Origin of the sequence: Haloactinopolyspora alba (genome assembly GCF_003014555.1) — a bacterium.
Taxonomy (GTDB): domain Bacteria; phylum Actinomycetota; class Actinomycetes; order Jiangellales; family Jiangellaceae; genus Haloactinopolyspora; species Haloactinopolyspora alba.
This window is the reverse complement of the sequence record NZ_PYGE01000001.1, coordinates 496,973-516,018: the sequence shown is the minus strand read 5'-3', so window position 1 is coordinate 516,018 and position 19,046 is coordinate 496,973. Positions and strand designations below refer to the sequence as shown.

Annotated in this window: 16 protein-coding genes and 1 pseudogene; 8 read left to right on the top strand and 9 right to left on the bottom strand. The window is 66.2% G+C overall.

All coding sequences use genetic code 11. The features are described from left to right. Positions 1–148: 148 nt before the first annotated feature. Complete coding sequence (locus tag CLV30_RS02230; RefSeq protein ID WP_106535519.1) at positions 149–1,282, bottom strand: hypothetical protein; 1,134 nt, start codon at positions 1,280–1,282, stop codon at positions 149–151. Between the two features lie 43 nt (positions 1,283–1,325). On the opposite strand from CLV30_RS02230, the gene CLV30_RS02225 reads away from it, so the two are divergent. From CLV30_RS02225 to CLV30_RS27145, 3 genes and pseudogenes are all read left to right on the top strand, one after another. Beyond that, positions 1,326–1,835: an NUDIX domain-containing protein gene (locus tag CLV30_RS02225; protein ID WP_211299996.1), complete on the top strand. Its 510-nt coding sequence runs from the start codon at positions 1,326–1,328 to the stop codon at positions 1,833–1,835. A gap of 512 nt (positions 1,836–2,347) precedes the next feature. Then, positions 2,348–2,713 (top strand): annotated as a pseudogene (locus tag CLV30_RS27725) (alcohol dehydrogenase catalytic domain-containing protein); the annotation flags it as partial. A gap of 126 nt (positions 2,714–2,839) precedes the next feature. After that, positions 2,840–3,400 carry a zinc-binding dehydrogenase gene (locus CLV30_RS27145; RefSeq protein WP_240723134.1) on the top strand — a complete coding sequence of 187 codons (561 nt, stop codon included), beginning with the start codon at positions 2,840–2,842 and terminating at the stop codon, positions 3,398–3,400. Between the two features lie 227 nt (positions 3,401–3,627). On the opposite strand, the gene CLV30_RS02210 is transcribed toward CLV30_RS27145, so the two are convergent. The 3 genes from CLV30_RS02210 to CLV30_RS02200 form a co-directional block, all read right to left on the bottom strand. After that, positions 3,628–4,626 carry a helix-turn-helix transcriptional regulator gene (locus CLV30_RS02210; protein WP_129710827.1) on the bottom strand — a complete coding sequence of 333 codons (999 nt, stop codon included), beginning with the start codon at positions 4,624–4,626 and terminating at the stop codon, positions 3,628–3,630. A gap of 7 nt (positions 4,627–4,633) precedes the next feature. Next, positions 4,634–5,485 carry a helix-turn-helix transcriptional regulator gene (locus tag CLV30_RS02205; RefSeq protein ID WP_165358414.1) on the bottom strand — a complete coding sequence of 284 codons (852 nt, stop codon included), beginning with the start codon at positions 5,483–5,485 and terminating at the stop codon, positions 4,634–4,636. Positions 5,486–5,727: 242 nt separating this feature from the next. Then, complete coding sequence (locus CLV30_RS02200) at positions 5,728–6,693, bottom strand: M48 family metalloprotease (RefSeq protein ID WP_165358413.1); 966 nt, start codon at positions 6,691–6,693, stop codon at positions 5,728–5,730. A 147-nt stretch (positions 6,694–6,840) separates the two neighbouring features. On the opposite strand from CLV30_RS02200, the gene CLV30_RS27465 reads away from it, so the two are divergent. Next, entirely contained in the window at positions 6,841–6,975 is a 135-nt protein-coding gene (locus CLV30_RS27465; protein WP_276319974.1) for a hypothetical protein, read from the top strand. A 242-nt stretch (positions 6,976–7,217) separates the two neighbouring features. Then, complete coding sequence (locus tag CLV30_RS02195; RefSeq protein WP_106535514.1) at positions 7,218–8,654, top strand: hypothetical protein; 1,437 nt, start codon at positions 7,218–7,220, stop codon at positions 8,652–8,654. A 62-nt stretch (positions 8,655–8,716) separates the two neighbouring features. Here CLV30_RS02195 and CLV30_RS02190 read toward each other — a convergent pair whose 3' ends face one another. Next, positions 8,717–9,430: a DUF429 domain-containing protein gene (locus CLV30_RS02190; protein ID WP_165358412.1), complete on the bottom strand. Its 714-nt coding sequence runs from the start codon at positions 9,428–9,430 to the stop codon at positions 8,717–8,719. A 456-nt stretch (positions 9,431–9,886) separates the two neighbouring features. Here CLV30_RS02190 and CLV30_RS27460 point away from each other — a divergent pair, with 456 nt between their 5' ends. Then, positions 9,887–10,009, top strand: a complete 123-nt coding sequence (locus CLV30_RS27460; protein ID WP_276319973.1) for a hypothetical protein — start codon at positions 9,887–9,889, stop codon at positions 10,007–10,009. A 79-nt stretch (positions 10,010–10,088) separates the two neighbouring features. Here the strand turns inward: CLV30_RS27460 and CLV30_RS26860 are convergent, their stop codons facing one another. Further along, positions 10,089–12,584 (bottom strand): discoidin domain-containing protein, encoded by a 2,496-nt coding sequence (locus CLV30_RS26860; RefSeq protein WP_165358411.1) that lies wholly within the window; start codon positions 12,582–12,584, stop codon positions 10,089–10,091. A gap of 176 nt (positions 12,585–12,760) precedes the next feature. On the opposite strand from CLV30_RS26860, the gene CLV30_RS27720 reads away from it, so the two are divergent. Continuing rightward, positions 12,761–12,976 (top strand): class I SAM-dependent methyltransferase, encoded by a 216-nt coding sequence (locus CLV30_RS27720; RefSeq protein WP_106535510.1) that lies wholly within the window; start codon positions 12,761–12,763, stop codon positions 12,974–12,976. A gap of 139 nt (positions 12,977–13,115) precedes the next feature. Beyond that, entirely contained in the window at positions 13,116–13,523 is a 408-nt protein-coding gene (locus CLV30_RS02170; RefSeq protein WP_106535509.1) for a hypothetical protein, read from the top strand. A gap of 761 nt (positions 13,524–14,284) precedes the next feature. Here CLV30_RS02170 and CLV30_RS02165 read toward each other — a convergent pair. The 3 genes from CLV30_RS02165 to CLV30_RS02155 form a co-directional block, all read right to left on the bottom strand. After that, positions 14,285–15,196: a DNA-processing protein DprA gene (locus CLV30_RS02165; protein ID WP_106535508.1), complete on the bottom strand. Its 912-nt coding sequence runs from the start codon at positions 15,194–15,196 to the stop codon at positions 14,285–14,287. 127 nt (positions 15,197–15,323) lie between these two features. Next, positions 15,324–16,418, bottom strand: coding sequence for an McrC family protein (locus tag CLV30_RS02160; RefSeq protein WP_106535507.1), 1,095 nt, complete (start codon positions 16,416–16,418; stop codon positions 15,324–15,326). Positions 16,419–16,580: 162 nt separating this feature from the next. Then, a complete protein-coding gene (locus CLV30_RS02155) occupies positions 16,581–18,668 on the bottom strand; it encodes an McrB family protein (RefSeq protein WP_106535506.1) in 2,088 nt (695 codons plus the stop codon). Between the last annotated feature and the right edge of the window lie 378 nt (positions 18,669–19,046).

The following is a 19,046-nucleotide window of genomic DNA, read 5'->3' as shown; positions in this document are numbered from 1 at the left end:
TCTTTGAATGCCTGATATCTACCGCGAGGATCGTTGGAGAGCTTTTCTGGCACTTCCTCACAGGCTTCGATGTAAATTCCAGGCTCATCATCTGCGAGATTGAATCCGCTCCCGAAGATTGCCCGGAACGTTTTGCTCGCGGGTATCATCAGAGTTCCTCCAGTCGCTTCGTCTGCGTACGTTGAGCATCTACCGGGAAGCAGGTCACCAGTCGCCAGCCGTCACTGCTGTGCTTGAACACGACCATCGCGCCAGGATCCGATCCGCTCCGGAGCGGATCGTCGGGGACGCCGTGCACAGCTGGACCGCCGTTCTTCATGGCGTACTTGCGTGCTGCGATCCAGTCTCGCTGAGTCTCTGGATGCCCGGTCCCGGAGCCTCGGTAACCGGTAGCGTCGTCGGGACTGAGATCGGCTTGGTCGGCAGGCACATGTATCGCGAGACGTGTGTCCTCGGCGTTTGCGTCGAGGAACTGATCCAGATTCTGGGCGCGCGTGCTTGCAGCCGTAAGAATTGCGTTGATTGGTTTGGCGAGTGCTTCGGGTGACGTGAACCCTCCCGTCGAGGTTCCTGCCCAGTGAGCCGTAGTGACGCGGTTGTCGGCACTGACCTGCCAGGCGTCCTGTCCAGTGGGGTCTTTGAGCCAGACGAGCCTCGCCAGGTGGGCTTCGTCGGGGATCTGCGGGCCGTGCTGCTCGATGGCGTGGCTCGTCTCGCTTGTGAGCAGAGCCGCGCCCTGGGCACGGCACGGTCCATCGAACGTGTCAGCAATAGATGTGGTGGCGGCGTCGACGTCGTCAGTGGGTACGGGCTGGACGCGACCGGCGTCGTCGATGGTCAGGGTGACGCTGCGGTCGACGGAGGTGATGAGGTCACGGACGTAGCGGCGGGCGAACCCGGGCGGGAACTGGGCGGCGAAGGCGTCGGCGTCGCGGATCAAGGTCGTGGTTTCGGCCAGCGGCGGCAAGGTGCCGTCCACGCCGTGATGGGGAGCCAGCAACGTGAGCAGGTGGTGTACCTCGTCGAGGTAGGCGCGACGGCCCTCGGTCGTGGCATCGGTGACGTCGGTCCCCAGCCTGGCGCCGATGCCGGCGATCTCGTCGGCCAGCCCGCGTAGCTCGGGTGGCTGCAGACCCGCGAGCTCGCGGACGACGGCGTCGACTTCGCCGCGGGCGCGGTGCCCGAGGTCGTAGGCCTGACGCTCGAGGTCGACGCAGGTGCGCAACAGCCCTTCGATCGCCGAGCGCAGCTCGCCTCGCCCGCTCGCTGCGTCCAGCGCCAACGCCGTCCCCTTCCGATGCCGATGACACGGAACGATACCGATCGTGACACCGCGTGACGATCACGGCAGGATCGTCGCCGTGACGGGGGATCCGCAGGGCAACCAGGCGCGGACGTCTGCCCGTGCGCTGCTGGTCGACGACGCCGACCGGCTGGTGTTGATCAAGCGCGTGAAGCCACACACCGCTGCGTACTGGACGACGCCGGGCGGTCGGGTCGAGCCCTCGGACCGCTCGACGGTGACCGCGCTGCATCGGGAGCTGCGGGAGGAGCTCGGCGCGAACGCCGTCGTCGGCGCGGAGGTCTACGTGCAGGAGCCGACCGGCGCACATCCGTCACGACAGCACTTTCACGTCGCGCGGCTGTCGTCCCTGGACGCCAGCCTGCGCAGCGGTCCGGATGTGGACGCTGCCGCTCGCGGCGAGTCGGTGGTCGAGCGGGTCGATGTGGCGGCCGGCGGCGTCGACGCGATCGACCTGCGGCCGCCGGGTCTCGCGGCGTTCGTCCGCGCCGAGTGGCCAGGGATCCTGGGCCAGGCACGGCGGCTCGTGTGAGTGGATCCGCTGACCGATTCAACCCCATTGTTCCGATTGGCACGACCAGGCGCTCGGAGCATGTTCAGATCGAATGCGTCGGACTTCGCGAAGATGACGTCCGCCGACGAAAGAGGTTGACGTCGCCCACCTCCGGGCGTCGGATGATGCGCGGTGAGTACGTGGCAGATGTATCCCGGGACGCATCCGATCGACGACGACCTCGTACGAGGGCTGATCGCGGAGCAGTTCCCGCAGTGGGCGGAGCTACCGCTGCAAAGGTGGCTTTCCGGCGGCGCGGTGGATGCCCTGTACCGGCTGGGTGACGACATGGTCGCCCAGCCCCGAAGGCCCACCGCGGCGGGGCCGATGGGGTTGCTCGATGATGGCGGACAATGCTCGCCACGTGATTCAGGCGGTGCTGGAAGAAGGCTGAGACAGCGCAATCTCCTGTCCACTCAAGGCGCCGACTTCATCCAGCGATCCGGGCGTCGCGATGGACAGGGGTCTACGTCGGCGGGCAATGTGAACGTATGCCTCCAGCAGCGGATCGCGTCGTCACGGTCGCCGGACCTAGAGAACTACGGGAGGTCACCGAAGGGTTCACCGAGCCCGAGCCCGGACGCGTCGTCGTCGAGATCACGTATGCCGGCATTTGCGGCACCGACGTTCACGGATACACCGATGGACACATGTTGCCGCCGGCCGTGTTCGGCCACGAGTGGACCGGCAGGCTGAGCGCGGTCGGTGCAGGGGTGTCCGGCCTTCAGCGCGGTCAGCGCGTCGTCGGCGGTGTCGGCCCGGCGTGTGGCACGTGCCCACAGTGCGTCGCGGGCCACACCCGGCAGTGTGAAACGGCGTTCGCGGAGGCCAACGGGGTCGACTCCGAGGCACCCGACCACGGCGGATTCGCGGGTCGGATGCAGGTATCGGCACGCCGGGTCATTCCGGTGCCCGATGAGATCACCGACGTCGAGGCCGCGTTGGTCGAACCAGCGACGGTGACGTTCCACGCGGTGCGCAGAGTGGCGGCCGAGTTCGGCGCTCTGGTGGCCGTACAGGGCGCCGGCCCGATCGGTCTGCTGACGGCTCAGCACGCGCGTAACGCCGGCGCTGGGAACATCATCATCTCCGAGCCCTCAGCAGCACGCCGTCAGCTAGCTACCCGCCTCGGCTTCCACACCGTGGTGGAACCGGACGATCTTCAGGCTGCTATCAACGATGTCTCACACGGGCTTGGAGCGGACGTTCTCTACGAGTGCGCGGGAGTGGCCGCTCTCCTGCAGCCGTCCGCCGAGCTCGTACGCCGCGGCGGAACGCTCGCGCTGCTCGGCTATCCTCTCCAACAGTCCACGGTGAGTTACGCGGACTGGCAGAGCCGCGAGCTGACCGTGATCGGATCACTCGCATACAACCATGAAGACTTCCTCGGCACGATCCGCGCGATCGTCGGCCGCAAACTCGACGTGACAGCGCTCCACACCGGGACCGTCGACCTGTCTTCGCTGCGGGATCTCCTGGAGGAGCTCGACTCCGGCCAGAGCACGCACGCCAAGGTTCTCGTGCGTCCGGACGACTCACCCTGACCGTCGCGCTCGACCCAGGCTGCGGTCGAGTGCGGGAACCATTCGGTCGACCGTCGTAGCGTTGCACCGAGCGGGGATCCAACTGTGCGATGACGGCGTCGATCAAGGTGGCGTGGCCGCTCACTGACACGCGCTGCAACCGCTGGTCGGCCAGTAGCCGCTCGAGAGTGATCGACGGGGTCACCCGTTCACGGCGACTCGGCCGGGTACGAGCCGTGTGTTCGTGATCAGCCGGCTTGCCGGTGGTGGTCCAGCAGGTCGCGCGCGAGATCCCGCCCGGCGGTGGCGAGCTCGCCCGGCGCCGTGACGAACGCGTTCGGCCCCGCCACCAGCAACAGCACACCCAGGCGCTGCTCGACGGGCGTGCGCATGCGGGCGCGCAACTTCACCGACGCCTCGTCCTCGGCGACGACCTCCGAGCTCTCCGCGAAACGGTCGGCGACCCAGCGGTAGTCCTGCGGGACGACGACGTCCACCTCGTGCTCGCGGCGGTGTTCGCGGATGCGCTGGTCGAGATCGGCGGGACGGTCGAACGGCTCGTCCAGGATCGTCGCCTCGCGGATGCTGGTGAGCAGGTACGTGCCGAGAACGTCGCCGTCGTCGGTGGACTCCGCGGCTTCGACCTCCCAGCCGCTGCGGGTACACAGCAGCCGGTACGGCGCGATGATCCGGTCGTGCGTTCCGCCGCCCCAGACCGGCAGGTAGGTGATCCGGACCCGCCGCTGCCGTTCGATCGCTTCGAGCAGCATGCCGGCCAGCTCCGCCTTCCAGTGGTCGTCGCTCGGGCGGATGCCCCGCAGCACGGTGTCGCCGAGTGCGCTCAAGGCGTCGTGCAGCACGGTGTTCTCCGGCTCGACGGACAGCAGCGCGTGCCCGGCGCGGTAGACGTTGGCGAGCTCGGCCGGCGACGTGTGCACCACGCCGATCTCGGCGGCCGGCTGTTCGGTGGACGCGCGGACGATCTCCGCCTCGGCCGGATCGACCTCGTCCGGTTCGCCGTCCGGGCCGACGAACTCGATGCGGACCTGCCTGAACGAGTCCGGATCGAACGCCGGATCGATGTCGGCGCGGTAGAACGCCACGATCTCCTCGCGCAGCGTTGCCTCGTCCACGTCGAGCTCGGTGGCGAGCCGGCTCAACGGCAACCCGTCCGGATACATCGTCAGGATCCGCAGCGCACGCGTCACCCGGTCGAAGCGCCGGACGTACTCTGGAGACGCAGCCACGGCGGCTCTACTCCGCCAGCGTGGCCAGCTCGGCGACGAGCTCGTCTCGCACCTCCGCCGGCTCCACGATCCGCACGAGGCGGCCGAGTTCGTAGATCCGGTCCCGGAAGGCCGCACGGTGCGTCACCGGCACGGTCAGCCGGACGACGTCGTCGTCGACCTCCGAGAACACCCGACTGCCCAGCAGCATCTCCACCCGGGCGCGGTGCTCGGGCGTCGTCTCGACCACGACGTCCGTCGGCGGGTCGACCGCCCACGTCAGCGGGTCGAGCTCGGCACGGTGCGGCTCGTCGTGCGGTCGCGCGGTGCCCGGATGGTCGATGGTGACGGCGGTCATGCGGTCGGTGACGAACTGCTTTTCGACGGCGCCGCCGTCCTCGTGCCCGATCAGGTGCCACCCGGACGTGCCCGGCTGGACGAAATGCGGATGCACCACGCGTGGCTGCTGCTTGTAGGTGAAGTGCAGCAGGCAGTGGTACTCGAGGGCGTGCAGCACCTTGTTCAGCGCATCGTCGGTGCCGCGGACCGCCGGTGAGTGCAGCTTGGGGATCTGCGGCAGCTGGGTCGACTCGATGCCCAGGCGGTCGGCGAACACCGTGTCGCCGGCGATCAGCGCGGCGCGAGCCAGCTCGGCCTGCTGCTCGGGGTTCAGCCGGACCCGCAGCCGGTTGTCCCGGGTGAAGGCGCGGTAGACCGCGTTCTGCCCGCGCAGCGCGGTGCTACGGATGTCCCACCCGGCTCGGTTGAGCTCCTCGACCAGCCGCGTCAACCGGCGCTGATGATGCGCCGGATCGCCGCCGAAATCGGCGATCCGCAGCAATCGCGCCGCCGGTACGCCCTTCGGTTCGGCTGCGATCAACGCAACCACCACCCGTGTCACGCGTTCCAGCGGACCGAGTTGATCACGGCCTCCGGCCATGGCCACCCCTCCACAGCAGTCCCCACCCCGTCGATCATGCTAGGACCCTTCCCGGAACTCTGGCCAGACATGCAGGGCGTATCCAGAGCGAACAGGGCCAGATGAGGCCGAATCGTGACGACTCGGCGCGCTCGAACGAGCCTTCCGGTGTCGATCGGAAGCCGACCGATCCGGTCGCGGCATCAAACCCGGGGCGCCTCATGCTCCGGAGACGGCGTCGCCTGCCGGATCGCTTCGAGACGCGTCTGCCACGGCGGATGTTCTCGTAGTGGCGCGACAAGCCAGCGGAGTCCTGTCGGTACGTGACCGGTGTAGTTGTCCGCTATCCACGCTGCCGCTTCGGTCGTGATCGGCATGCCGATGGATGCCGCGAGCACGTCACAGGCGAGCTCCTCCCGGCGCCTTCTCCAGCTGTGCCACGCGACCAGCGCCACCATACTGGGAATGACGATGGGGATCGACTGCGGAAAGGTCAGCGAGAACAGTTCCTGGATCACCGTGAGGATGACCACGGTGGCGACGTAGGTACCGCCGACGAGCGCTCGGCGGCGGATCCGGTCTCGGGGATGGAACCTGGCTGCATGCGCCATCTCGTGCCCGATGATCCCTCGAGCCACGGAGTCCGGCTGCGCGGCGACCTGCCGCGCGAGCACGAGCTGAAAGCGCCGAGGAACGTGCCGCCGATGTCGTCGTTTCTTCGCGCGGGTCATGCGCAGCATTGCCGGGCTTCCACATTTGGCATCCTTCCGATCGAGCGGCTCGTCCGGGCACAGGTGCAAGACCTCGGGACTGTCGACCTTCAGGATGGTGGCCGCTTCGTCGACGATGGTCTGGAGGCGTTTCGCCTCCGTCCACCACACGTCGTGATCATCCGCTTCGAGGAGTGTGGATAGGTCACTTTCGCCCGTGTACCATTCCTCGCCGGGCATGGCATGACGTGCTCCTTCCTCGACACGGCGGCTGAGCCGATCTCGGTATCCGGGCGGTTCGGGTCGGTAGTCGCCGACCTCGGGGGCGGCGACACCGGCAGCGGTTTCGTGAGCGGCCGTCAGATGATCGCGGTCGAGGCGGTGTGTACGGCACCACGTCGTCGTCTGCTCGTCGATGTCGCAATCGGGACGCATGCCATGCGACGCCAGGGCCCGCATCGCGGTCGTCCGCCGGGTGAAACCCCAAGCGTCACCAGGTACCGGGTACGGATCGCCAGGTGCAGGTTCGGGGCCGAAGATGTCGAACCACAGGTCACGCATCCACTCGTCGTTGGTCCATTGTGGCGTGTCCAGGGTCAATGGACGGTGCGACGAGTTCCGGATGCACTGGGCGAGATCGTCGCGGAGTTCGCGCATGTGCTCGGGCAGCTCGTCCGTCTCGGCGGCGCGCGCGACCTGGGAACAGAAGAGCAGATACTCATCGGGGTCGCGGACCGATAGGCGCTGCACGAACTGGATTCGTCGCCGGTAGTCCTCGTCTGGTGGTGGAACCACATTCGCCTCCTGGGCGGTGACGTCGCGTCGGGGTGCTTCGAGCCGTGGTGAGCGCTCGTCGCTTGTAAGTGCTGCGAACGTGGTGGCTGTGACTAAGAGCTCTGTAGAGCTTTGTGGCTGATCGGTGAAGCACTCGTCAACGGAACCGTCGTCGCCTCGGCGGTGTTCAGCGTTGTTAGTGTGACTGCGTGATCATGGGGCAGTCAGTTGACCCGACGACGCTGGGAGACGGGCCGTTCCTGATCTCGTCGGAGGGCGAGTACGGCGGGCAGGCTCGTGTCTTCGTCGACGTCGTTCGCGGACCGCTCGACGCCGGCAGCGTCACGCGGGTTGTCGGTTCACGCTGGGACTGGCCCGAGGATCGTCGGTTGGACGGTCTGCCACAGTGGCACGGCGTCTCGCCGCATCTGTCGTGGCGCACGGAAGGCCGTTGCCCGTGGAGCATCCAGCTCGCTCCGACCACGCCACGTGTGGCCGCCGTCGTCGAGGAGCTGCTTCGCGACGGCCGCCCGACCGATGAGGGCGTCATCGAGCTCGCGAGCTGGACGGACGCACAAGCCGATCGACTGGCGACGTTGGCTCAACAGGCCCGCCGGAAGCTCTCGCCCGATCTCACCGCACCGTTGTGGCTGATGTCCTTCGACGACGCGGACGATGCCGAGGCGTACTTGCGTGAACTCGAGTACGAGCTCGGTGAACGAACGCTTCCACCGGGAGAGGTGTCGTTCGGGCCCGGGCCCTGGATGGTGTACTCGGTTGGGTATCAGGGTGACGTTCATGAGGTCGACCTCATCTGGGGTGAAGCGCACCGATACTCGATCGCGGGTTCGCTCCGTCGGTGCTGGGGCTCCGGTGATCAGGTGCTTGAGCTTCGCGGGCGGTGGTGGGACGTGGAACGCGATGGTCACATCACGATCTTTCTGGGCGACGACCCGTTCCAGGTTGAACTGTTCGCTGTGAGCCCTGAGGTCGCTCGCGCTGTTGCCGCGTACAGGCCGTATCACTGTTGCGGCCCCGGCATTTTCGACCTGCCTCGGTGGACTGATGGTCAAGCGCGGCGGATCGCCGCTGTGCTACAGAAGCTCACGATCTCGGCGGTCTCGCTAGTCAGAGGGTCGGTCTTGGATCACGCGTTGCGTCTGGCCCGGCCGGAGCAGCTTTCCGAAGCGCTCGAGACGCTCGCCGAGCCAGCGGAGCGGCCGATCGACGCCGGGAGCGCGGCTGACCTCGGCGTGGTCTGGGCCGCGATCGAGGAACTGATCGCCAGCACCGACGTGCTGAAGGTCTTCATGGTGGGGGCGTGCGTCGCCGTCGAACTCTTGGGTGACGAAGGTCCGGGCGAGTACGGTTGCGTGCCCGCAGGCCCTTTCCACCTGCTGTGGTACCGGCAGGAGTACCGAGAACGTCGATTACTGCCGTTGACCGCTGTCGATCCCGCCGAGTTGGCGGCGTTCGTCACGGAGTCGGCCGATCAGGGTGACGCGGTGTGTGACGAGGTCAGGTTGGCGGCGGTTGGTGACGATCATGCCGAGGTGAGTGTTCGATACCGGAGCGGCAGGGACTACACGACTCGTAGGGGGCGCATTGAGTTGCCGAGCGGCCGAATCGTGCCCACAGTGGGGTAATCGCCGGGGCCGTGAGCTGACCTCGAGAATCCGCTCGTACAGGTCGTGGCACTACTGACGCTTCAGCAGACGATGGCCGCAAGGCGATTGCCGAACCGTTCCGGTGTTTCGGGTATTGACGCAGCCTCGCCGCGGGCGACGCGCCGAGCGGTCCATGCGGCTGCCGCCGCATCGAGCACGTCGTCCATGCCCGCCCTGCGGCCGGCGTCGCCGAGCTCGTCGGGGACGACGACTGCGTTGGCGGCCAGGAGTTCACGGCGCTGGTAATGGCCCGACCACGTCTTCTTCGGGGCTGACACCGGTGAATCACCGTTCATTGCGGCGAACGAGACTTCCGGATGGCACTCGACGACAGTGGTCTCGTCGTCGCCACCAGTGTCCGGTCCGCCCTTGTCCAGCCAGCGATCGACTTCGAGAACCTTGTGTCGTAAAGCCCAGCCCTGTTGGGTCGTGCCCTTTGAGGTAGCCGCCACTTGCGCCTGATTGGCTGCTCGGAAATCGATCGCCTCGTACGCTGCGCGGACGAGAGTGGTGAAGACTGCTGACCGACGCGGGCCGAGGAGCTCGCGCGCCAGCCGGTCCGCCTCCCGGGGGCCGTTGGTCGGAAGCCCGATCGGGATGTCGATGGCCACGACACGTGGTCTGCCATCGGCGCTGACGTTGTGCACAAGATCAGCGATCGTGGTCGCGAACCAGCCTCGGACGTCGTCGCCGACAAGGCTGATGCCGACCCAACCGGCGCGGCACGCATCGACTCCAAGCACGTGATCAGTCATGGATACCCCTGCCATCACCGGGCTGATCAGCTGGACGGGAACTCGTCTCCCGATATCGCCGCCGCGTGCGGCGATAATCGCTCGGTCGAGAAACCGTGAGTTCGTGCGCAAAGAACCCCGGCGCGGCACCGCTGTAGCCACGCGCCGGGGTCTGCCAGCTTCACGGGTGTTACAGCACCTCCACCAGCGCACACCAGCCTAGGCGGCAACAGTTCGGCGAGCAATGCGTTGACGAGCAGTGATGCGCCAGTCACGATGATCGGACAACTACATCAGAGATTGTCGCTCGATGTAGCCACCCAGGTGGTTCGCGAGCGGCTGTTACAGCGGCTCTCGTGAGCCTCCGCCAGTAGGTCTGGAGGGCCGATGCACCGCTGTAACAGGCATGGCGACGGTGACGTGCCGGAGTGCTGGACACTTCGCGCGTTGCGCCGTCTCCGGGAACACACCGCCGTGATGACAGTGATCTACGAGGACGTGCGCCCACTGGGCAAAGGTCTCGCCAAGGGCGCGGTCGTCACCTCCGGGTGTTTCGCTGGTCTCGATGTCCTCGAGCAGGTCGTTGCGCTACTGGCGTAGTCGCAGCGACTCTCGGTGGAGCGACAGGACCCGACCCGAGGGCCGGGTCCTGCGTGCGTCCACCGGTATGCGCCTGGGTTCAGCGCAGTGGGGCGGCTGCCAGATCGAGCTCACCGATGACGGCGATACCGTCCACTCCCGACGTCGCCGTCAGCCGCACGTACTTCGCCGGGTGCGGCCGCGACCAGGTGTCGGTCTTGGTCGCGGTGTTCACCGGCCAGGTTCCGGAGCTGACCTCGGTGAAGTTCTCACCGTCGAGGCTGGTGGAGACGGTGTAGCCGGTGATGTTGCCCCAGTTCTCGTTGCGGTACGTGTCCAGCCGCGGCTGGTAGGTGAGGCCGTGGATGGCGCGCGGTCGGTCCAATTCGAGCGTGATCGACTGCGGCAGCGGAGCCTTCGGGTCCCACTCCGAGCCCCACATCGTCTCCGGACGGCCGTCGATCGCGCGGTCCGGGCTGTAGAAGTGGTGGTCGAACAGGCCTTCGTGGGTGCTGGACGCGCTCGCCGTCATTGTTTCGTGCGGGACGAACCGGGGCGCCTTCTCCGTCGGGGTGATCTCGACGTCGTCGAACTGGGCCCGCTGGTACGGGCTGACGCCGAGGCCCACCATGCCGGTGGTGTGCGTGCCGTCGCTGACCCGCGCGAGTACGTCGCCGTCGATGGCCACGACGATCTGGTCGTCGGTGAAGCGCAGCGTGAGCTCGTGCCACGTGTCCAGGCCGAACGGCGTCGCCGTCGTCCCGCTGGCCAGGTCGGTCTCCGCGCCGTAGGCGTCCTCGGCGTAGAGGCGCCATTGCCCGGCGTCGTCGACACGGAGGTGGTAGCCCGGGTGTGTCTCCCGGGTGTGTGTCTCGGACCGGCCGACGAGTTCAACGAAGCCCGGCTCCTCGAGCATCGCGTCGGTGGTGATCTCGTAGTCGCCCCACCACTGCGGGTCGCCCATCACCGTCGTCGGCATGTCCGGGAGGGAGCCGCAGTGCCAGCACACCGGGTGCTCGGTGATCACCTGGCGGTAGCAGGTGCCGTCGCGGTCGCCGCCGCAGTCGGCCGGCTCGAAGGCGCCTTCGAGGTCGGCGAAGTACGGCGCGGTCTCGTGCTCGCCGAGCCCTTCGAAGTCCTCCGCGTGCGGCAGGTCCATGTGCTCGTCTCGCCCGGCGTCCGGGGTCGCGGAGCCCTTGTGCTGCCCGGTGGTCGTGCTGAGCGTGTACATACGACCCGGCTCGAGGGTGACGGAGTAGGCACCGTCGGCGGGCGTGGTTGCGCCCTGCTGGACGAACCAGTCGCCGTCGTCGGGTGACTTCACCTCGGTCGACCAGACGTGCACGTCGCCGTCGGACAGCCCGCCGGTGACGTCGACGTCGAGCGTGGTGGGGCCGTCGGCGTCGACCGTCTCGACCAGCATGGTGTAGTCGCCGGAGTCCGGGTCGCGGAGCGTGGTGTAGCTGGCGCCACTGTCCAGGTAGCCGCTGGCGCTGTCAATGTAGCGCCAGCCCGGTTCGGTGAACTGCGTGACGTGCGCGTCGACCCACATGCCCGCGCCGAGCTCGTAGTAGCCCGACCACGGCTGCTGCGCCAGCATCAGACCGGTGCCGGCGGTGCGGACCGTGCTGTAGAAGCCGGCCATCATCGACCAGTTGAACATCGCCGTCGTGCGCGAATCGATGTACGAACGGGTCATGGCGCGGGCCAGCGGTGCGGCGCCGGACTGCGCGTCCTGGCTGCTCTGCTCGCTGATCCACAACGGCTTGTCCAGGGCCTTCGCCTCGTCACTGCTGGCGCAGCTTCGGTACGGCGAGCGCCAGCCGCAGATCGTGTGCACGCCGACGATGTCGACGGCGTCGCGGAAGGCTTCGTTGTCGGTGAGTCGCGACGCGATGCCCCAGTAGTTCGGCGGGCGGTGGTCGTCGTCGGCGACGATCTTGACGTCGGGGTGTTCGGCTTCGAGGGCTTGGTCGAGCTTGACGAAGAAGTCGCCGTGGTGAAGCGCGCCGCTCTCGTTGCCGCCGCCGAGATAGTCGATGGTCAGACCCTGCTGTTCGGCGCAGCCGAGCCATTCGACCAGATAGTCGACGTGCTCCTGAGTCCACTTGTCCACCCAGCCCGGCAGGCCCCAGACGAGGCCGTACAGCTTGATGTCCGGGTTGCGCTCCTTGGCCTCGTGCATGAGCCACCACTCGAAGCCGCGGTTGCAGTCGAGGTCCGTGGGGGTGCGCATGTGGCTCGGCTCCGCGCCGGACGTCGAGTTGGTGTCGCCGCCGATCTCGACCTTGAGGGTCTGCAGGTTGGCGCCGTAGTTGGGCTTGAACAGGTAGTCGAGGATCTGGCTGCGCTCCGGCTCCGGATAGTCGACCAGCAGGCGCGACGAGCTGGCGCTGAGGGCGCCGACGCCGTCGAACGTGCGGCCGGGGTCTTGGCCGTTGATGTGGATCTGCTCGGCGGGTGGGGCGGTGTCTTGCTGGGCGGGGTTGGTGGGCTCGGCTGCTTGGGCGACCAGCGGAAGGGTGACCGTGGCAGCGGCGGTGGCGAGGGCGAGAAGGGTGCGGGGACCGGGGGCGAACCGTGCGCTCGGAGGCATCGTCGTGACTCCCATCACGTATGAGTCCGGATGACAGAGGTCTTACCATTGGCTGACGAATCGGTCAACAGCGGCGAATCCGGGGCGTGAGAGACGTGGTGTGCCCCGAGCGAGCGGACCACGACATTGGTCGCGTCCTGCGACGGAGCCAGAATGGCCGGTCATGACGGTGAAACGTGTACTCGCCCACGTGGTTCGACGTGTTCAGTGAGACTCGGCCATCCACCGATCGCGAGAGGAATTTCTTGGCCCGGAACCTGCCGAAGCCTTGGTGCGGGCGCGTCCTCGACGTCTGTTGTGGTCGAGGACGACTCAGCGCGCCACTGGCGCGGGCAGGTTACGAGGTCGTGGCCGTGGACCGAAAACACCGAAGCTCTCGCTGTCGCCCGTAGGTGTCATGCAGGGGTGCGTGTGGCCGAGCTCGACGTGCGGCATCTGCGTCATATGGCGGGCTGGTTCGACGCCGTCATCTGTATGTGACAGAGCTTCGGGTTCCTGTCCAGAGACGAGAATGAGCAATGGTTCGCCGACATGGCCTCCAAGCTCGTTCCGGGTGGCCGGCTGATCCTCGACGTCTACAACGGCGACCACTCGCCGAGACGGGACGGCGCGACGAGGACGACGACACGGGCCGGCGTGGTGGTCGAGACAACGACCTCGATTCGCGGCGACAGGCTCGGCGTCGACCTCGCTTACGACGGCGACACGACCGACTCGTTCGACTGGCAACTCTTCACCGCTGACGAACTCGTCGACATGGCGCAGCGCCACGATCTCGAGTGCCTACTGAGCTGCACAGACTTCGACGAGCGCAGATCGATCGAGCCGCAGAGCGCATCTATGCAACTTGTCTTCGATAGTGGCCGAACGGCGCGAAGGCGTCCAGCCACGCCGACCATGACCGAGGGCTGCGTAGCTGGCTCAGGGCATGCTCGGTGAGTTGGCCATTTCACGGGCAGGTCGCGCCTGTCCATGGACACACATCAGGGTTGTAGGGGCGCGCAAGCTTCGTCCGGAAATCTCCCGTGCTTACGGTTGACTCCCCTATCCAACGAGCAAGGACCAGGCCAGACACGTGTGCGGCTCCGGCCTGTCGAAGCGCAAGGGCTGCCGACTGGAGATGACCGCCCGAGGCCCACGTGTCGTCGAGTAGCAGAACGTGCGCGCCGACGTCGTGGACGGGATCTGCGGTGAAATTGTCGGCTCTTGCGGCACGGGGATCGACGACGTCTTCGCCGGGATGCAACGGAATTTCCGGCAACGGGACCATGCGCGCTACCAAAGCGTGTAGGGGGTGTCGCCCTGAGCGTCCGGCAAGGGACGGGACTGTTGCCCAACTCGTCAACGGCGACCCAATGAGACGTCCGGGGCACCCTGAGTGCAGCGATAGTGTGACGAGGCTCAGGGTCGCAACTATTCTGCGGTGCTCCGGGGCGACGGGAGGCTGTTTGTATCCGTGCATCAAGTAGCCGGCCTGAGTTCCTTTCTTAGCATATATGACTGGTGCTACCAGGTCTGCAAGCTCGTTTCTGTATTGTTGTTGATGGCCTCGACACGGATAGCACGTCTTGTAGCCGTTTGTGGGCGTGGTACAGATCGAACATGTCTGCCGCTGGATTCGTACGGTGTTACGAAGATAGCCGCCAGCATGGCTGACAAGGTAATCGGCAAGTTGAGCGACGTCAGGCTTCTCAGCCATGTCACAACTCGACGAGTGAACGCAGAGTAGAATCGATCAGTTCTTGGCTGCGGATGAGTCCCAGAATGGTGGTGACCACGTCATCGGCGGTATCGGCAATTGTGACACCAGGCTGGTCCGCAAGCTCCTTGCCCCAGGCGTTGTGGTCGACGACGTCGCGTCTGAGAATGACCGGGCGGCCATGCTCAGTCGCCATACGGGCTTGCGCGCGGGCCCCACTGTGCTCGCCTGCTTCGACGACCACCGTGGCCCTGCTGTATCCGGACATCGTCGCATTACGCATGAGGAACGTGTGTTTCTGCGGCGGCGCATCCGGAAAGAACTGGGAGATGACGAGGCCGGTTTCGCTGATGCGAGCTTTCAGCCCTTGATTCTCTTTCGGGTAGACCTGGCTGATGCCAGTGGGAAGCACGGCGACCGTACGACCACCTGCGTGTAGCGCTGCTTCGTGAGCGGCGGTGTCGATTCCGAGTGCGAGTCCCGCCGTAACGGTGATTCCTTCACCGACGAGTGCCGACGCGACGTCACGAGCGAAGGCGAGTCCGCGCTCTGAGGACTTCCGTGACCCGACAACGGCGACCGCGGAGTCGTCCGGCTCGGACTTTCCGTCGATGAACAGGAACGGCGGTGCTTCGTGTATGCCTCGCAGAGGGGCGGGATAGTCAGCGTCCAGAAACGTGACGAACCGCAGTCCTTGCTCGCCCCATGCCGAGATCGTCTGCTCCGCCGCGTCTATCGGGTCGGAGCCATTAGGCGGTGGCGTGAGTGTGGGCGGGACTAGCCGATTCCATACGTCGGTAGCGCTACCGGCGTCGATGATCTGTTCTGTGATCTTCGACCACGATATCCGCTGCGGTCGGGTTTGAAGCAGAGCAAGCAGCGCGACCCGCTCGTCATGGAACTCACTCTGCATGACACCAGCCTACGGTCTGGCACGAGGACGAGGTCGTCCGACACGGTCGGTTCACCGGCTGAGCTTGCCGAGTCGACCGGATGTGTATCGCGTACAGCCGAGCGGACTTGTGAGAGGACGTACTGCGTCAACGTCGCGTGGGGCTGGTCGTGTGCGTCGGAGGCATCCGGCTGATCGGTGCGGCATATGAGTGAGCGTGGCGGCGGATCTCGTTTGTTAGCCGCTGTAGGTCACTGACCAGGTCGCGGACCGGGCGGCGGATGTCGATCGAGGCAACGTCGATTCGGGTCCCACCGTGCTCGATCGTCGCTGGCGGTGGGACGTCGTGGCCCGAGGCGTAGACGAGGACGCCCTGTCGTAGACGCAGCGCCGTCAGGTAGGCGTGCATCTGGTAGACGTCGCTGTTCGGAATGCTGCCCGTCGGCCTCTTGTACTTGCAGTCACCAACGAAGACGCATCTGTTGCCGATCCACCACGACAGGTCCGGCTCGAGTCGGAGATTGCGTTCGACGTCGAGGTAGTTGGCGGGCACGTGCGCACCGGGCGGGAACTGGCGGTCGGTCAGCCGCAGGTGTTCCTTCAAGCAGACCCGGACGAAATCCTCGAACACGGTGTTCATGTTGACCAAGAACGACGCGAGGTCGTGGTGTCCGGCCTGTGCCTCGGCGACTGCGCCAGACAAGACGAGTCGTGCCAACGTGACGGCCGGACGGTAACGGTCATTGAGTCGTGTCCACCGTGGCTCGGGCACGTTCGCCGGGTCGAACCGGACGTCACTGACCTCGTGGAGTTGTTGCCTCATCCAGGTGAGTTCGCGTCGGCTGTCGACGTGCCGCAGGCGGAGACGCCCCAGCGCCTTGGCAGCTGCGCGGATCAGCTGGTGTTCCAGGATGTCGTGGTCGTAGTCGTCGTACGTCACGGCGACGGGTAGTGGCAGGCCGGCTCGACGGCTGAGCTGCTGCCCGGTGTCGATACGGCCGCGGATGGTCGTGAGGTCGTCTTCGGCTCTGCGGTACCCTTGCAGGAGACCGCGACGTAGCGCTTGGCGCGTGAGCTGCGCGAGAGCCGGGATCGCAGCCTCTGCGAGGTCCGTGTCAGACGTGACGAATGCCGGCGAATCCTTCCAGGCCTTCGGGTCGATCGCGTACGAAGCCAGGGCAATGACCTGCGCGACACCGACCTTGGGTTGGATCTGCAGCTGCAAGTCGCCGACGCGAACCACTCCGACGTGACTGCCGGGGGGTCAGGTCGTAGCGGTCGACCTCACCCGGTGTTGGAGCGATCGTGAGCGACGGGACGAGCGCAGCGAGCTGGTCGCGCTCGAAGGTCGAAAGCTGATGCCCGACGGTCGTGCGCCACTCCCGTGCCTCGATCAGCCGAAGCGTCACGGTGACTCCGGGTACTCGTCCGCGCTATCCGGCCCCGCCGCCATACCTGCGTCGACGGCGCGAGCCTGACGCTCGACCTTGTCACGCAGCCGACTCAGCTCGAAGTCCTGGAGCTGATCAGGATCGGCGAAGAATTCCTCCTCGAGATACGGCAGGACTGAGTGCTCCCAGATCAGTTCGAGGCTCTCCTCGTCGAGGTCCTCGCGGAGGAAGTGGCTCGGGCCTATGGCGAGGTCGCGGTCCTTGAGCTGCTCATTGGCCGCCTCGACCAACTTGACGACGTGCTGCATCTCCGGTCGGCGAGCTGCCAGCCATTCCGACAACAGCTTGTCGATCGGTTCGCGATCGGGAAAGAACGCGAGGAAATGGAACCGGCGCCGAAGGGCCGCATCGAGAAGCGCGATCGAACGGTCCGCGGTGTTCATCGTCGCGATGATCTTGAGGTTGCTCGGAAGCGAGAACGGCACGGACGAGTACTGCAAGCGCATTTCCTCGTCACGGTATTCGAGCAGGTAGTAGAGCTCACCGAGCACCTTCGACGTGTTGGCACGGTTGATCTCGTCGATGAGTAGGACGTGGTCGACTTCGGGTCGGTCTTGCGCGGCCTGGGCGAGCCGTTTGAGCGGGCCGTCGACGATCTCGTACGAGATCTGACCGGCGTCGTCGGACTTGGGCCGGTAGCCCTCGACGAAGTCCTCGTAGGCGTACGACGGATGGAACTGGATCGTCTCCACCGACCCGCCGCCATGCGCGACGAGCGCGGCCAGCTTTCGCGCGACGTAGGTCTTGCCGGTTCCGGGTGGGCCGTAGAAGACAATCTGACGTTTGTCGTGAAGCAGCCTGACGGTCTTCCGCAACCAGTCCTCGGAGAGGAAGAGTTCGCCAGCGAGCTCGGCGACCGGGTCGACCGGCGACGTGTCGTCTTCGTCGACCTCGCGTTTCAGCGCCCACCACGCGAACTCTTGCATGCCCCAGGCGTCGTCCGGGAAATGCGGCTTCAACGCCTGATACACCGTGTCGTTTGACCAGATCGCCGCTTGCCCGAGCGTCAGCCCCGTGGGGATCGGCGGCAACTGCAGGAGGCGTAGGACGTCCTCCCGTCCTACTTGCTTGCGTGACTTGGTGACGTACGTCGGGAACCAACGATCCGGCAGCGTGACGGCGAGGGCTTTGGTGATGAGCGCCTCGCCGAGCCCTGGTACGCGGCGCTCGTCAGACTGCAGCGCATCGATGCGCTCGTGTAGCTCACCCTCTCCGTAGAGCAGGTACCCGAACGCGTCGGCGACGCGCCTGATGCCTTCAGGCGTTTGGAGATGCGTATTGAAGCCGGGCTGCGGGCCTGGCGATCCATAGACGGGGCCGGCGAAACGACGCCACTCATCGACGTCCGGCTCCGCCAACGCCTCCCGGCTGAGTGAGGCGGCGAGGTCCTCACGTTCACGGTGGCGTTGTACGCGCCCTTCGGGCGGGTAGCCGATCTCGTCGCGGAATCTGGCGACGAGCGCGCCGAGGTCGTTCACGGTCTGTCCCTTCACGAAATTCGCGTAACCCGTCTTCTCGTCCGCGCTCCACGTTTCCGGTGCCTCGCCAGCGAACACGGTCCACAGCAGCCCCTGAAGGTCGAGGCGGTCGCGTTGCGGACGGCTACGCTCGGCGAGCTTGCCGCCGTACGTATCGAGAAAATCGAGCGCGGCGGCGTAGGCGCCATGCGGGGTCTTGCGGTCTGCGGGATCGAGACCGACGCTCCGGTAGGCGTTCTCGAACACGGTGAACTTGTAGATCGGCAACTGTGTGGCGTCGATCGCCGTCAGCAGGAACGACGCGAGATTGGCCCGCGATCCCGGACCGCTGAGTTCGTCCGGCAGGTGCGAGGCGAACGTTCGGACTGCTTCGACCGGCTCCAACTCGATATCCCATAACGCCTCGAGTGCGCTCTGTGCCGCGGCCGGGTCGCGGGCTGCCCAGTCGAGGAACTTGCCGTGGAAGTAGAAGCTCGTGAGGTTGTTCGGCGGCTGGAACGCTTGCTTGAGCCCGGCCAGCCACTCTCCGCCCGAGTTCATCGCCGATCGGACCCCCTCGAGCATCGCGGCGATTTCGAGCTTGTACCAGCGTTCCAGGTGCTCTGAACTCGCACTTGGACAGCCAATCGGTGACCTCGCCACCGGTCACCGTGCGGCGGTTCTCCGCGTCGAGCATGTCGCCGAGCCGCCGGCGCAGCGCAGACGTGCTGCGGTCGCCGCTCAAGTGCTCCAACAGGCGGTCGCGCAACGTCCGACTGAAGCCGACGTAGAGGGGGTTCCCCGTGGGATCGAAGACGACCATGACGCCCGGTTCGTTGGGTACGTCGGCCATGTTCGGGCGCGCGAACGCCCGGCGCGGGGCAAGTCGAGAATCGTCTGGCATCGTCATCGCCCTTCATCCGCTCCGGGGCCACGCTCTGGACGTCGTGGCCTCGGAGCGAC

Coding starts and splice junctions, on each gene's coding strand:
- CLV30_RS02200 (WP_165358413.1), bottom strand. CDS start 6,693: ATGCGGGCCCTGGCGTCGCATGGCATGCGTCCCGATTGCGACATCGAC.
- CLV30_RS02190 (WP_165358412.1), bottom strand. CDS start 9,430: ATGACTGATCACGTGCTTGGAGTCGATGCGTGCCGCGCCGGTTGGGTC.
- CLV30_RS27460 (WP_276319973.1), top strand. CDS start 9,887: ATGACAGTGATCTACGAGGACGTGCGCCCACTGGGCAAAGGTCTCGCC.
- CLV30_RS26860 (WP_165358411.1), bottom strand. CDS start 12,584: ATGCCTCCGAGCGCACGGTTCGCCCCCGGTCCCCGCACCCTTCTCGCC.
- CLV30_RS02170 (WP_106535509.1), top strand. CDS start 13,116: ATGGCCTCCAAGCTCGTTCCGGGTGGCCGGCTGATCCTCGACGTCTAC.
- CLV30_RS02165 (WP_106535508.1), bottom strand. CDS start 15,196: ATGCAGAGTGAGTTCCATGACGAGCGGGTCGCGCTGCTTGCTCTGCTT.
- CLV30_RS02155 (WP_106535506.1), bottom strand. CDS start 18,668: ATGCTCGAGGGGGTCCGATCGGCGATGAACTCGGGCGGAGAGTGGCTG.